Source organism: Roseateles sp., assembly GCF_039595595.1.
In the GTDB taxonomy this organism is placed as follows: domain Bacteria; phylum Pseudomonadota; class Gammaproteobacteria; order Burkholderiales; family Burkholderiaceae_C; genus Roseateles.
This window is the reverse complement of sequence record NZ_JBCNLG010000003.1, coordinates 105312-118842: the sequence shown is the minus strand read 5'-3', so window position 1 is coordinate 118842 and position 13531 is coordinate 105312. Positions and strand designations below refer to the sequence as shown.

The 13531-nt window shown below is 70.8% G+C and carries 13 protein-coding genes; 7 read left to right on the top strand and 6 right to left on the bottom strand.

The features are described 5' to 3' along the window. The first annotated feature begins 77 nt into the window (after positions 1–77). From ABDW61_RS05735 to ABDW61_RS05720, 4 genes are all read left to right on the top strand, one after another. Positions 78–602, top strand: coding sequence for a MarR family transcriptional regulator (locus tag ABDW61_RS05735; RefSeq protein WP_343637121.1), 525 nt, complete (start codon positions 78–80; stop codon positions 600–602). Between the two features lie 71 nt (positions 603–673). Continuing rightward, positions 674–2146, top strand: coding sequence for an efflux transporter outer membrane subunit (locus ABDW61_RS05730; RefSeq protein ID WP_343637119.1), 1473 nt, complete (start codon positions 674–676; stop codon positions 2144–2146). A gap of 130 nt (positions 2147–2276) precedes the next feature. Further along, positions 2277–3533, top strand: coding sequence for an HlyD family efflux transporter periplasmic adaptor subunit (locus ABDW61_RS05725; protein ID WP_343637117.1), 1257 nt, complete (start codon positions 2277–2279; stop codon positions 3531–3533). Beyond that, entirely contained in the window at positions 3530–5131 is a 1602-nt protein-coding gene (locus tag ABDW61_RS05720; protein WP_343637115.1) for a DHA2 family efflux MFS transporter permease subunit, read from the top strand. Before ABDW61_RS05725 ends, ABDW61_RS05720 begins: the two co-directional genes overlap by 4 nt. A gap of 14 nt (positions 5132–5145) precedes the next feature. Here the strand turns inward: ABDW61_RS05720 and ABDW61_RS05715 are convergent, their stop codons facing one another. From ABDW61_RS05715 to ABDW61_RS05695, 5 genes are read right to left on the bottom strand one after another with little or no spacing between them, the layout of a single operon-like run. Further along, positions 5146–5559, bottom strand: a complete 414-nt coding sequence (locus ABDW61_RS05715) for a response regulator transcription factor (protein WP_343637113.1) — start codon at positions 5557–5559, stop codon at positions 5146–5148. Between the two features lie 41 nt (positions 5560–5600). Next, complete coding sequence (locus ABDW61_RS05710; RefSeq protein ID WP_343637111.1) at positions 5601–7874, bottom strand: AsmA family protein; 2274 nt, start codon at positions 7872–7874, stop codon at positions 5601–5603. Beyond that, the gene (locus tag ABDW61_RS05705) at positions 7865–9349 is read right to left on the bottom strand and encodes a phospholipase D-like domain-containing protein (RefSeq protein WP_343637109.1); all 1485 of its coding nucleotides are present in this window, start codon (positions 9347–9349) and stop codon (positions 7865–7867) included. Before ABDW61_RS05705 ends, ABDW61_RS05710 begins: the two co-directional genes overlap by 10 nt. A 3-nt stretch (positions 9350–9352) precedes the next feature. Then, the gene (locus ABDW61_RS05700; RefSeq protein ID WP_343637107.1) at positions 9353–9889 is read right to left on the bottom strand and encodes a ferritin-like domain-containing protein; all 537 of its coding nucleotides are present in this window, start codon (positions 9887–9889) and stop codon (positions 9353–9355) included. A 45-nt stretch (positions 9890–9934) separates the two neighbouring features. Then, positions 9935–10111 carry a DUF1328 domain-containing protein gene (locus ABDW61_RS05695; RefSeq protein WP_343637105.1) on the bottom strand — a complete coding sequence of 59 codons (177 nt, stop codon included), beginning with the start codon at positions 10109–10111 and terminating at the stop codon, positions 9935–9937. 339 nt (positions 10112–10450) lie between these two features. Here ABDW61_RS05695 and ABDW61_RS05690 point away from each other — a divergent pair, with 339 nt between their 5' ends. Both ABDW61_RS05690 and ABDW61_RS05685 read left to right on the top strand, forming a co-directional pair. Next, positions 10451–10966, top strand: coding sequence for a hypothetical protein (locus tag ABDW61_RS05690; RefSeq protein ID WP_343637103.1), 516 nt, complete (start codon positions 10451–10453; stop codon positions 10964–10966). Between the two features lie 19 nt (positions 10967–10985). Next, on the top strand, positions 10986–11189 hold the full coding sequence (locus ABDW61_RS05685) for a hypothetical protein (protein ID WP_343637101.1): 204 nt from the start codon (positions 10986–10988) through the stop codon (positions 11187–11189). Positions 11190–11326: 137 nt separating this feature from the next. Here ABDW61_RS05685 and ABDW61_RS05680 read toward each other — a convergent pair whose 3' ends face one another. Beyond that, positions 11327–11986 carry an OmpA family protein gene (locus ABDW61_RS05680; protein WP_343637099.1) on the bottom strand — a complete coding sequence of 220 codons (660 nt, stop codon included), beginning with the start codon at positions 11984–11986 and terminating at the stop codon, positions 11327–11329. A gap of 289 nt (positions 11987–12275) precedes the next feature. Here ABDW61_RS05680 and ABDW61_RS05675 point away from each other — a divergent pair, with 289 nt between their 5' ends. Continuing rightward, positions 12276–13442, top strand: a complete 1167-nt coding sequence (locus tag ABDW61_RS05675) for an EAL domain-containing protein (RefSeq protein WP_343637097.1) — start codon at positions 12276–12278, stop codon at positions 13440–13442. The last annotated feature ends 89 nt before the right edge of the window (positions 13443–13531 follow it).

Sequence of the window (13531 nt, the reverse complement as noted above, 5' to 3'; positions counted from 1 at the left end):
ATTGGCAGGGCAATGATTGCCTAAGCAATAATTGTCTTCAGCTTTTTCCAGAAGCACCCTCCCGGAAAGCCGCCGCCATGACCGCCACCTTGCCTCCGCCCGCCGACTTCTACAGCGCCGACAGCTTCACCTCCGAGCCCAGCCTGGGCTGGCTGCTGCGCCAGATCAAGCAGTCGATGGTGCTGCAGGCCGACAAGATGCTGGGCCAGCACGACCTGACCCACGCCCAGTGGGCGCCGATGCTGCGCCTGCGCTTCAACGGCCCGATGTCCAGCGCCGCGCTGGCGCGCGAGCTGGCGATGGACGGCGGTGCGATGACGCGGCTGCTGGACCGGCTCGAAGCCAAGTCGCTGGTGCGCCGGGAGCGCTCCGTCGAGGACCGCCGCGTCGTCATGGTCTCGCTGACCGAGGTCGGCGTGAACGCGATGGCGGCCGCGCCGGGCGTGCTGTCCAAGGTGTTCAACGACCATCTGGCCGGCTTCAACGACGAGGAGTTCCGCACGCTGATCGGCCTGCTGCAGCGCATCGTCGCCAACGGCCATGCGATCCGCGACGCCGGCCTCTCGTCCGAGAGCTCCACGCTCGACGACAAGTGCGAGTGAGCCCGCGGCCCGCCGGCCGAGCTGTCCCTTTTCCCGACCTGTCACAAGAACAACATTCACGAGGAACCCCGATGAGCTCCCATTCCCTTCATCGCACGACGCTGGCCCTGGCCATGGGCGCCGCGCTACTGATGGTGCTCGCCGCCTGCGCGCCCATTCCCAAGCTCGCCGAGCCCGGCCAGCCGATCGACGGCCCCGAGGCCGCCGCCCGCCTGGGGCTGGACGCCGGCCCCGGCCAGGCGATCGACGCGTCGTGGTGGAAGACCTTCCGCGATCCGCAACTGGACGCGCTGGTCGAGCAGGCGATCGAGCACTCGCCGAACCTGGCGCTGGCCCGCGCCCGCATCGCGCGCGCCGCGGCGATGACCGAGAACGCCGAGGCCGCCAAGCGTCCTTCGGCACAGCTCGAGGCCGACGCCACCCGCCAGCGCTTCAGCGAGCACGGCATCTACCCGCCGCCGCTGGCCGGCAGCGTCCAGACGCTGGCCAACATCCAGGCCGGGCTGAGCTACGAGTTCGATTTCTTCGGCCGGCATGACGCGGCGCTGCAGGCCGCGCTGGGCCAGAAGCGCGCCGCCGAGGCGGACGCCGCCGCCGCGCGGCTGAGCGTGTCCAACGCGGTCGCGAAGGCCTACGTGGCGCTGGCCCGCAGCCAGGCGCAGAGCCGCCTGCTGGAGCAGCAGAAGACGCTGCGCGACCAGAGCCTGGACCTGGTGCGCCAGCGCAGCGCCGCCGGCCTGGACAACGGCCAGGACCTGCGCGTGGCCGAGGCCCCGCTGCCCGACATCCAGCGCCAGCAGGTCGTGCTGCGCGAGCAGCAGCAGCTGCTGCGCCACCAGATCGCCGCGCTGACCGGCCAGGGCCCGAAGGCGACCGAGTCGCTCGATGCGACGCTGCCCGCGGCGCTCGACTGGCAGCAGGCGCCGCATCTGGACCTGCTGGGCCGCCGCCCGGATCTGGCGGCCGCGCGCGCCCGCGTCGAGGCCACCGCCCAAGACATCCGCGCCGCCCGCGCGCAGTTCTATCCGAGCGTGAGCCTGACGGCCTTCGTCGGCCTGAATTCGATCGGCCTGGACGACCTGTTCAAGAGCGGCAGCCGCCAGTACGGCGTGGGTCCGGCGCTGCATCTGCCGCTGTTCGACAGCGGCCGGCTGCGCGCCAACCTGCGCGGCAGCGCCGCCGAGCAGGACGCCGCGATCGCGACCTACAACGCCGCCGTGCTGGATGCGGTGCGTGACGCCAGCGACCAGTACAGCTCGCTCGAATCGCTGCGCCAGCAGCGCACGCAGCAGGACGCGCTGGTGGCCAACGCCGACAGCCAGGCCGCGCTGGCCGAGCAGCGCCACCGCGCCGGCCTGACCGGCCGCATCGCGGTGCTGAATGCCCGCCAGAACCAGCTGCTGCAGCAACGCGGCCAGATCGACCTGCAGGCGCTGACCGTCGACGCGCAGATCAACCTGATGCGCGCGCTGGGCGGCGGCTACGCCGAGCCAGGCCGCGCTCAGGCGCAGTCCCGGCCTGCCAGCGATCCCGGCCGCGGCTGACGCCGGCCCCGCGCGACCTGTGCGCAGCGGCGCGAAGGCGCCGCCGCGTCACCGGGTCCCGCCACCGATCCCGTCACCGAATTGCGCGCTTCCCGCGCCTCCGACAGAACAACATCTCCCAGAGCCCACCATGAGCGCTACTCCCGAGAACAAGCCCCAAGCTCCCGCCGCCAACGGCGCCACGAACGGTTCCCGCAAGAAGGGGCTGACCGTCATCGCCGCGGCGGTCATCGTCGCCGGTCTGGTGTACGGCGGCTATTCGTGGATCGTCGGCAGCCGCTACGAGACCACCGACAACGCCTACGTGCAGGCCAACGTCGTGCAGATCACGCCGCTGGTCGGCGGCACGGTGCGCGCCGTCTACGCCGATGACACCGACTTCGTGAAGGCCGGTCAGAAGCTGATCAGCCTGGACCCGGTCGATGCGCGCGTCGCGCTCGAGCAGGCGCAGGCCCAGCTGGCGCAGACGGTGCGCGAGGTCCGCACGCTCTACGCCAACAACAGCGGCCTGGAAGCGCAGGTCAAGGTCCGCGAGGCCGACCTGCAGCGCACCGTCACCGAGCTGGGCCGCCTGCAGGCCGACGTCACGCGCCGCCAGCCGCTGGTGGCCACCGGCGCGGTCGGCAAGGAAGAGCTGGAACACGCCCAGTCGCAGCTGACCGCCGCCCGCGCGCAGGCCGCCGCCGCGCAATCGGCGCTGCAGGCCGCCAAGGACCAGCTGGCCTCGAACCAGGTGCTGACCGACGGCGTCAAGGTCGAGGAACACCCCAACGTGCTGCGCGCCTCGGCCCGCCTGCGCGAGGCCTACCTGGCGCTGCAGCGGTCCGAGCTCGTCGCGCCGGTGGACGGCTGGGTCGCGCGCCGTTCGGTGCAGCTGGGCCAGCGCGTGGCCGCCGGCGCGCCGCTGATGGCGGTGGTCGGCCTGCAGCAGGTCTGGGTCGACGCCAATTTCAAGGAGAGCCAGCTGGCCAAGCTCCGCATCGGCCAGTCCGCGACGCTGGAGGCCGACGTCTACGGCAAGAAGACCGAGTACCACGGCACCGTGCAGGGCCTGGGCGCGGGCACCGGCGCGGCCTTCGCGCTGCTGCCGGCCCAGAACGCCACCGGCAACTGGATCAAGGTCGTGCAGCGGGTGCCGGTGCGCATCGCGCTCGACCCGAAGGAAGTGCAGGAGCATCCGCTGCGCGTGGGCCTGTCGATGGACGTCCAGGTGGACATCCGTGACCAGGGCGGCCCGATGCTGGCCGCCGCGACCGGCGCCAGCGCCCCGCGCCTGCAGACCACCATCTTCGACGCGCAGGAGAAGGCCGCCGACGAACAGGTCGGCCGGATCATCGCGTCCAACCTCGGCAAGGCCGCCAAGGCGAGCCCGGCCCGCGTGCAATGAGCAATTCCACCGCGGCGGCTCCGGCCGCTCCACCCGCGAACCCGCCCGCCGGCCCGCCCGCGGGTCCCGCGCCGCTGACCGGCACCGCGCTGGTGCTGGGCACGATCTCGCTGTCGCTGGCCACCTTCATGAACGTGCTGGACTCGTCCATCGCGAACGTGTCGCTGCCCGCGATCGCTGGCGATCTGGGCGTCTCCCCGGTGCAGGGCACCTGGGTCATCACCAGCTTCGGCGTGGCCAACGCGATCTCGGTGCCGCTGACCGGCTGGCTGACGCAGCGCTTCGGCGCCGTGCGGCTGTTCACCACCAGCGTGCTGCTGTTCGTGCTGGCGTCCTGGCTGTGCGGCTTCGCCCACTCGCTCGAGATGCTGGTGGCCGCGCGCGTGTTCCAGGGGCTGGTGGCGGGGCCGATGATCCCGCTGTCGCAGACGCTGCTGCTGTCGAGCTACCCGAAGCACAAGGCGGGCACGGCGCTCGCGCTATGGGGCATGACGACGCTGGTGGCGCCGGTGGTGGGGCCGCTGCTGGGCGGCTGGATCACCGACAACATCACCTGGCCGTGGATCTTCTATATCAACGTGCCGGTGGGGCTGTTCGCCGCCGGCCTGACGTGGAGCATCTACCGCACCCGCGAGACCCCGACCAAGAAGCTGCCGATCGACACCATCGGGCTGGCGCTGCTGGTGCTGTGGGTGGGCGCGCTGCAGATCATGCTGGACAAGGGCAAGGAGCTTGACTGGTTCGAGTCCAACCAGATCATCGCGCTGGCGGTGATCGCAGTGGTCGGCCTGGCGGTGTTCATCGTGTGGGAGCTGACCGACGACCATCCGGTGGTGGACCTGCGGCTCTTCGGACGGCGCAATTTCCTGTTCGGCGCGTCGGTGCTGTCGATCGCCTACGGGCTGTTCTTCGGCAACGTGGTGCTGCTGCCGCTGTGGCTGCAGCAGCACATGGGCTACACTGCCACGGCCGCGGGCTTCGCGCTGGCGCCGGTGGGCGTGCTGGCGATCCTGCTGTCGCCGGTGGTGGGTCGCAAGGTGGCGGTGTGGGATCCGCGCGCGATGGCGAGCTTCGCCTTCGTGATGTTCGCGATCGTGCTGTGGATGCGCTCGGTGTTCACCACCGACACGGACCTCGGGACCATCATGATCCCGACCATCCTGCAGGGCGGGGCGCTGGCGTTCTTCTTCATCCCGCTGACGACGCTGACGCTGTCGGGCATTCCGCCCGAGCGCATCGCCGCGGCGGCAGGCCTGTCGAACTTCGTGCGCATCACGGCGGGGGCGATGGGGACGTCGATCTCCACGACGCTGTGGGAGAACCGCGCGGCGCTGCACCACCATCACCTGGCGGAGCGGCTGGCGCTGGGCGATCCGGCGGAGACGGCGGCGATCGACACGCTGCAGCGCACCGGTTTCAGCCATGACCAGGCGCTGGCCTACCTGAACCGGCTGGTGGACCAGCAGGCCTTCACGCGGGCGGCGGACGACATCTTCCTGGCCTCGGCGATCCTGTTCCTGGTGTTGATCGCCTTCGTCTGGCTGACCCGGCGGCCGCCGAAGATGGGCGCGCCGGTGGACGCGGGCGGGGCGCACTGAGCGCCGCAGCGCCATCAGGCCTTCGACGACGCCAGGTCCAGGCAGTACGCGATGAGTTCGTCGAGCTCGCTGGACTTGTCGAAGACCCGATCCGCGCCCAGCTGAGCGCAGCGCTGGCGCATGTCGGCGGTGGCGTAGTTGCTCAGCACGACCAGCTTGGCCTCGGGCTGCAGCCGCCGCGCCTTGGGCAGCAGCGACAGGCCCGAGCCGCGCTTGAGGAAGAGGTCCACGATGACCAGGTCGCAGGGCACCGCCTCGTCATGCAGCCAGCGCATCGCGGCGGCTTCGTCGTCGGCCTGGCCGACCACCGCCAGGTCCAGCATCTCCTGCAGCGTCGCCACGAGGTTCTCGCGGATCAACGGACTGTCCTCCACCAGGAAGCAGGTCAGCGTGCCGGGCGTCGATGCGGTGACGGGAACGGTGGACATGGGCGTGGGTGAAATCGAGGCGCCCATTATCACGATCCCCATCATCGCTTCGAGACTGGGGCCAACCGGGCGTTGCATTCCGACAGCGCCTTGACACTCTCCGGATCCGGATCCTCGCCCAGGTCCACCAGCGGCAGCACCGCCGCCAGCGGCGCCACCGCCAGCCCCAGCACCGCCGCGGGCACCAGCTTGCGCAGCAGCGGGCCCTTCTGCAGGCTCAGCCTGGGGTCACCCAGCGTGCCCTGGATGTCCAGCGGTGTGCGCAGGGTGAGCGGACTCTTGTCCTTGGGCTCGACCTTGGCCGTCAGCGCGAGCTTCTCCGTCGCCAGCGACATCGCGCCGTCGACCAGCACGATCGAATCCTTCGTGTCCACGACCATGGGCCGCGGTGTCACCGTGCCGTCCTTGACCCGCAGGTCGGCGACGCCGCAGCTCACCTGCAGCGCGTCGTCGCCGCGCACCAACATGCCCAGCCCCTGCGCGATGTCGATGCCGGCGGTCTCGACGAGCAGGTGCGAGACCGTGCCGTCGGTCCAGTACAGCACCATGCGGCCGTCGGCGCTGGCCAGCAGCTCGGCGGTCGAGCGTCCCGTGCCGTCCAGCGCGATCCGGCCGCCCATCAGACCGGTGACCCAGCGCTGGCCGTTCTTGCGCTCCAGCTTGAGCCACTGCTCCAGGTGGACACCGCTGACGCGCAGACGCGCCTCCCACTTCGCCTTGGGCTCGCGCCCGTCGAGCAGCATGCGGCCCGCCAATTGGCCGCGTGCGATGCGCGCATCGATGTCGCGCAGTTCCAGCACGCCGTCGTGCAGCACGATGCGGGCGTTCAGCGGCTCGGCGGCCTGCAGCACCGAGGTGCCGGATTCGAAGCGCGCCAGCTTCACATCGACATTGGCGTTCATCGCGCGCAGCGAGGGCAGGTCGAACTGCTTGTCCGGCAGCACCCGCGCCGCCCGGCCGGGCTTGCGCGCATCCGGGTCCGCCGGCACGCCGACCGCCGGCCCCAGGTCGGCCAGCCAGAGTTCGCGGCCGCGCAGCTGGCCTGTCAACTGGGGCACGGCGTCGTCGCGCCTCAGGTATTCGAAATCGCCGCTCAACCGGCTCTTGCCGATCGTGGCCTGGCTCACCACGGTGGTCCAGCGCGGGCCATCCCGAGTGAGCCGGCCTCGCATCGAGAACGCCGGCGTGGTTGGCAGCGTCACGCCCAGCGGCTCGCCGACGGCCGCGAGCGACGGGCCGCTGAGGACGTAATCGCCGGCCAGCGCCTGTGACACGAGCAGGTCGCGCACCGTGCCGTCGAAGCTCAATTGCGCCTTCCCGATGTTGCCGCGCAGGGTCACCGGCACCGCCGGCGCGTTCGGGTCGGAAGACAGCCAGGGCAGGGCGGAGCCGGTCTGCAGCGTCGCCTTCAGCGGCAGGTCGCGGAAGTGGCCTTCGGCGCTCGCGGTGACGCCAAGACGGCCGCCTTGGCCCGGGCCCGGTTCGCCGGACGCTTCCGAGCCGCCCTTGGACTTGCCCGCGACGCGCTCGCCGAAGTCCACCGCCAGCCGCGTGCCGGAAGCGGCCGCGCTGGCCGCGCGCGCCGCCACCGAGGGCTCGCCCCGGCCGCTCGCGTTGCTCGACGCGCCCTCCCGTGCCGGCTGGACCGCCGACGCGGCTTGGCCGGCCGTCGTCCAGGTCTCGCGCAGCGCGAAGCGCGCCAGCAGCGACAGCGCCTGGATCTTGTCGTCGACCAGCGCCGTGCCCTGGCGCACTTCCAGCAAGTCGAATCGGACACCATCGATCGCGGGGCGCTTGCGGATCTGCGTGTCGCTGGGGGGCTGCCTGCCGAACTGCCAGCTCGCGCGGCCCTCCACATCGCGCTCCAGCCGCAGCGCGATCTCACCGGCCCGCAGCGACTTCACGCGCAAGGCCTGGCCCTCATGACGCAGCGCGAGCAGGTCGCTGTAACGCAGCGTCAATTCGGCGTCCTGCGCCTGCAGCGTCGGACCGCCGAGCGGACTCCAGCTCGGGCCGGCGATGGTGACGCTGTGTGAGCGCAGCCGCGGATGGCCGATCAGCCGCAGTTGCCAGCTGTCGCCTTCGCCGCCATCGAAGTGGACCTGGCGGTCCAGCTTCTGGCTGAGCCATTGCTCGGCCGGCCGCCGCAGGAAGGGCCAGCCCAGCCATTCGCAGATGCCGACTGCGATGACCAGCATCGCCAGCAGCGTCAGCAGGGCCATCGCCCAGCCGTGCCGCGTGCGATGCCGCCGGGGAGCGGGGCCTGGCGGGGGGGCGCCGTCCGGCCCGGCGGAGGTCTTGTCGTTCACCACCATTGTTCAAACATCCTGGAGAAGAATTCCTTGCCGCGCTGCCACAGGCCGCGGTCCTGCCAGCGGGCGAGATCGATCGCGCGGGAGGCGGCGCGGTCGCGCTCGAACATGCGCGTCATCGCGTCGCCGAAGTCCTCGCCAAGCACGACCGCGTTGACCTCGTTGTTGTAGACAAAGCTGCGCCAGTCCATGTTGCTGGACCCGACCGTCGAGACGACGCCGTCGATCACCGCGGTCTTGGCGTGCAGCACGGCGTCCTGCAGTTCGTGGATGCGCACGCCGGCCTTGAGCAGCCGCTCGTAGTGACTGCGGCCCGCATGCATGACCGGCGAGAAGTCGCTTTGCGAGGGCAGGATCAGTTCCACGTCGACGCCCCGGATGGCCGCCTCGCACAGCGCGTCCACCATGTCCTGGCCCGGCGCGAAATAGGCCATCGTCAGGTAGACGCTGCGCTGCGCCGCCCGGATGCTGCCCAGCAGCAGCGTGTAGATGCGGTTCTCGGTGTCCTGCGGCGTCGAGGGGATCACGCGCATCAGCTGCTTGCCGGCCGGCGGTCCGGGCGGGGGCTGAATCTCGCTGACGGTGCCCTCGCAATGCTGCTGGGACCAGACCTCGCGGAACATCGTGTGCAGCGCCTGCGTCGCCGGTCCGCGCACCTGGATCATGGTGTCGCGCCAGCCGTTCCCGCCGTTCTCGGCGTCCCGGTCCTGCGCGCCGCTGGCGGCCGAGGCTGGGGCCGGCGCCGTCCGCGGCCGCGGCGGCTTCGACGATCCGCGGCTGCCGAAGCCGCCCGAGCCCGAGGAGTACACCGCGCTGATGTTGATGCCGCCGGTGAAGCCGGTCTCGCCGTCGACGATCAGCATCTTGCGATGGTCGCGATGCGTGATCTTGTGATACCTCGCGCGCTTGAGCGGATTGACCGGGTTGAAGGCGCAGATGGCGATGCCGCCCTGGCGCATCCGGTCGAAATACGCGTCCTGCGTGCCGAAGGAGCCGACCGCGTCGTAGAGGACGGCCACCTCGAGGCCGTCGGCGCGCCGGCGCAGCAGCAGGTCGGCGAGCTGCCGCGAGACCTCGGCGTCCTCGATGATGTAGCTCTCCAGCACCACCTGCCGGCGCGCCTTCCCGATGGCCGCGAACATCGCGGCGAAGGTGGCGGGCCCGTCGACCAGCAGCTTGGCGTCGTTGCCGGCGTACAGGTCGACGTCACCGAACGCGGACATCGCCGCCAACTGCCGCTTGAGCAGCTCCGCCTTGCCCTGCGCGGCGGCGGCCTGCAGCGCCTGCTCGCGGCTGGCCTGGTTCAGCGGGCCGCGCGCGCCGACCACATCCACCTGCGCGGCCACCCGCGTGAGCGCGGGTGCCGAGGCCGGCGGATCGGGGATGCGGCCGTTGACCGGCGGTCGCGGCGTGCCGCAGGCGACCAGTCCGACGCTCGCGCCGAGCGCGAGGACCAGGGCCGCGACGCGCCGGCGCACCGCTCACTCCCTCAGCAGGTCGGCGAGGTCATCGGCGTGCTCTTCCTCCTCGGCGAGCACCTCCTCGAGGATGCGGCGCGTGGTCGGGTCCTTGTCGCCGATCAATTGGATCATCTGGCGATAAGCCTCCACGGCGATGCGCTCGGCCACCAGGTTCGCGCGCAGCATGGACTTGAGGTCCTTGGTCTCGTCGTACTCGGCGTGGCTGCGCTGGGTCAGCGAGTCCGGATTGAAGTCCGGATCAGCGCCCAGTTGCACGATGCGCTCGGCGATGCGGTCCGCGTGCACGGCCTCCTGGTTGGCGTGCTCGAGGAACTCCTCGGCGATGCGCGGCGAGGCCAGGCCATGCGCGGTGAAGTAATGGCGCTTGTAGCGCAGCACGCAGACCAGCTCGGTCGCGAGCGCGTCGTTGAGCAGACGCACGACGTCGTCCCGCCACGGGCCGTAGCTCGGGGTGACGGGGCCTTCGTCGAGGTGCTGGCGCGCGCGCTGCAAGGCCTGCTCGTCGAGCTGCAGGTGCTTGTGTTCAGGGGCGTTCATGGGGCTGGCTCCTCTGGGCGGTTGGGGATCGGCGGGGCGTGACGGTCACTTGCGCAACGCGTTGACGCCGGTGATGCCCAGCACCAGCAGCACCAGACAGATGACCAGGAAGATCCCGAACAGGATCTTGGCGATGCCGGCCGCGCCGGCGGCGACGCCGGTGAAGCCGAGCACACCCGCCACCAGCGAGATCACGGCAAAGATCAGGGCCCACTTCAACATGACGATGTCCTTTCCTGCTGTTGGCCGCGGCGCGGCGCTTGCAGCCACTGTAGAAGCGGCCCCCGGCGCGAAGGGATCAGCAGGGTCCACGTCCGCATGTAGGACAGGACGCCGCGCGCTCCGAGGACCATGACGGCAGCCCCGCCCTTCGAGCTCCCTCGCCCCGCTGGCGGGGAGAGGGCAGGGGAGAGGGGCCGGCTCGGTGCCGGACTCGTCCTACAACCGGCCCCGGCGCGGTACGACAGACGGCCTGCGCCACCCGGCCTACGCTTGCCTCATCCTCCCTTTCATCTCCGACCTCTGCGCCCTGTGCGCCGGAAAGGAACCCAGATGATCCCGATGAACAAGACCCTCCGCACGCCTTCCGCCGCCGGACTGATCGCTGCCGGCGCGGTGCTGTCGGCCGTGATGATGGTGGCGGGCCCCGCCTTCGCGGCGGGCGCCGCGTCCAAGTCCGACATCCAGGCCACCTACGAACAGGAGCGCGCGAACTGCATGGCCGGCCGCACCGGCCAGGCTCGCGCCACCTGCCTGAAGGAAGCCGGCGCCGCGCGCCAGGAAGCGCTGCGCGGCCATCTGAAGACCGCCAGCACGCAGGAACTCGCCAACAACGCCATGCTGCGCTGCCAGCGCGTCAAGGAAGAGGATCGCGAGGACTGCCGCATGATGGTGATGGGGCAGGGCACGCGCGATGGCAGTGTCGAGAGCGGCGGCATCCTGTCGCGCATCGACCGCATGGTCCAGGAGAACCCGACCGCCGCCGGCGCGCCGGCGCAGCCGCCCAGCGCAACGATGCGTCCGGGTCCGGACGTGCCGCCGCCGCGCCAACCCAAGGCCAGTTCGCCGGCCCGCTGATCGATCCAGGAGCGCCACCATGCTGATGAAACGCCTTGTCCCGATCGCCCTGTCCAGCCTGGCCGGTTATGCGCTGTGGCAGTGGCAGGCCCGCCGCACCACGCAGCGGCTCAAGATGTCCCACGCCAAACCCGAGGAGGTGACCACCTGGGAAGGCGAGGGCGGCGCGCTGCATCGCACGGGTCCGCACATGGGTCCAGAGCCGGCCAAACCGGCCCATTGACGCTGCAGGAGGGGCGCCCTCGCCGGCGCCGGTGCCAGGCGTTGCGCGCAGGACCGCGGAGACTTCCAACGGGTCCTGCGCGCGGCGGCCCGCCTTCGGGATTCGAAGGCGGGCCCTTCTTCATGGCCCGCTGAGGATCAGCCGCCGCTGCCCTGCTGCGGCTCGCGCAGGAAGATCTCGACGCGGCGGTTCTTGGCGCGGTTCTCGGCGGTGTCGTTGGACACCAGCGGTTCGCGCGAACCGCGGCCGGCCACTTCGATGCGGGCGCTGCTCACGCCGCGGTCGGCCAGATAGCCGCGCACGCTCTCCGCGCGGCGCAGGGACAGCGGATCGTTGATCGCGTCCGAGCCGGTGTTGTCGGTGTGACCGACCACCCGCACCATCGTCGGCGACGGGTTGCTGTTCAGGCCGTTCGCGAACGCGTCCAGCACCGGCCGCAGCCGCGGCTCCAGCGTCGCGCTGTTGGTCGCGAAGGAGATGTCGCTGGGCACGTCGAGCTTGAGCTGGTTGTCAGCCGTCCGCGTGACTTCCACGCCGGTACCCTGCGTGGCCTGTTCCATCGCGCGGCGCTTCTCCTCCATGTGGCGCGACCAGACGTTGCCGGCCACCGCGCCGAGCGCGCCGCCGATCAGCGCGCCGGTGCCGGCCTTGCCGCCGGTGGCGGAACTGATCACCGCGCCGGACACCGCGCCGATCGCGGCGCCTCCCGCGGTGCCGCGTTGGCGCTCATCCATGTTCGCGCAGCCGGCCAGGACGGCCGCCGTGAGCGCGGCGGCGGCCAGTCGGGTGTGTCGCATCTGCATTTGCTTCTCCTTGTACTTCGGGAAAGAAAACCGGGCGGCCCGATGCGGGGCCGGCGGATCGATGGCCCGTGCGCCCGCGCCGGGCTTGCGGCGCGGGCGCACGTCGGACGACGCAGGCCCAGGGGCAAGCGCGGGGCCTGATTCGTACCTCCGTCACCATGTGGGGCAACTCATCAATAACTGTTAGCGGCAGCACTGGGATGACAGGAGTTTGCTATTCGCGTTTGCGAAGGGCGATTCATAGCATGAAGCCTTGCTTTCCACTCGCCCAGCGAAGCGCTTCATGACCTGCTCCTCCGATCCCGGCCGCCCCCCCGTCAGTGGTGCGACAGTCCCCTCGACGCAAGATCTCCAGCGCGAACATCTCACCCCCCACGTCCGATACGCCTCGCAGCCGATCATCGATCGTTCGGGACGCGTCGTCGCCTCCGAACTGCTGTTCCGATGGAACGCGAGCGATGACCTGGTCGAGCCGGAGCTGGGCGCCTACGCGACCGCGGCCGTGCTCTCCAATGCCTTGCTCGATGGTGAGTTGCTGACCCGATCGCCAGCCGCGGAGCATCCGATCGGCGACCTGCTGGTCAATGTCGACGGCGCCACGTTGATGGGCCCGATCGTGGAGGCGCTGACCCCGGACATCGGCGTCATCGAGCTGCTCGAGACCGTCGAGGTCAACGACGCCATCACGGCACGCATCCGGGACCTTCACGGCCGCGGCTATCGATTCGCGCTCGACGACGTGGTCCGGATCGACGATCCGCGCTGGGCCCTGGCGCCCTGGGTGCAATTCGTGAAGCTCGACCTGCTTGGCATCACGCCAGCGCAGCTGCGGCCGCTGATTCGCCGGGCCCATCAGCTCGGCCTGGCCGTGATCGCGGAGAAGATCGAAGACACGCAGGCCTGCGAGCGCGCCCGTGCCGACGGCGCCGATTACTTCCAGGGCTTCGGGATCGCGGCGCCCATGACGCTCGCCGTGCCGGCGCTGCCGGGCTGCGAGGTGCGCGTGCTGGGACAGCTCTATCTGCTGGCTTGCGCCGGCGTCGGGGCCACGTCGCTGGCCCTCGTGGCGGGGCGGCACCCGGCGGTCGTGGCCCGGCTGCTTCGCCTGCAGGAGATTCACGCGCCGCAGTTCGCGGCCTCAGCCCAGTCGCTGGTCGATGTGCTGGAGTCCTTGCCGCCCGTGGTGCTGACCGCCTGGCTGGCGGTGCTCAACATTGCCGCGGCGCACGGCCGGGACCGCGACCTGGCCTTGTGGCTGCACGGCGAATTGGCCGACGGTCGCGCGCGTTTGTCGCAGGCCGCCGGGATTCGATCCAGCGAAGCCCTCGAGCGGGCCTCGTTTCTCATCTGCAAGCAGTTGCTGAGGATGCGCCTGCAGCCTCGTCCGGAGGGCGTGTTTCGGCTCGCCGGAGCGGCCCTGGCCAATGCCGGGCAGCGCGTCGCGGGATGAGGGCCGAAGGATGAGGACCGAGGGATGAGGACCGAGGGATGAGGGCCGAGGGATGAGGGCCGGATCACTTGGCGCGCTGGCGCGCCAAG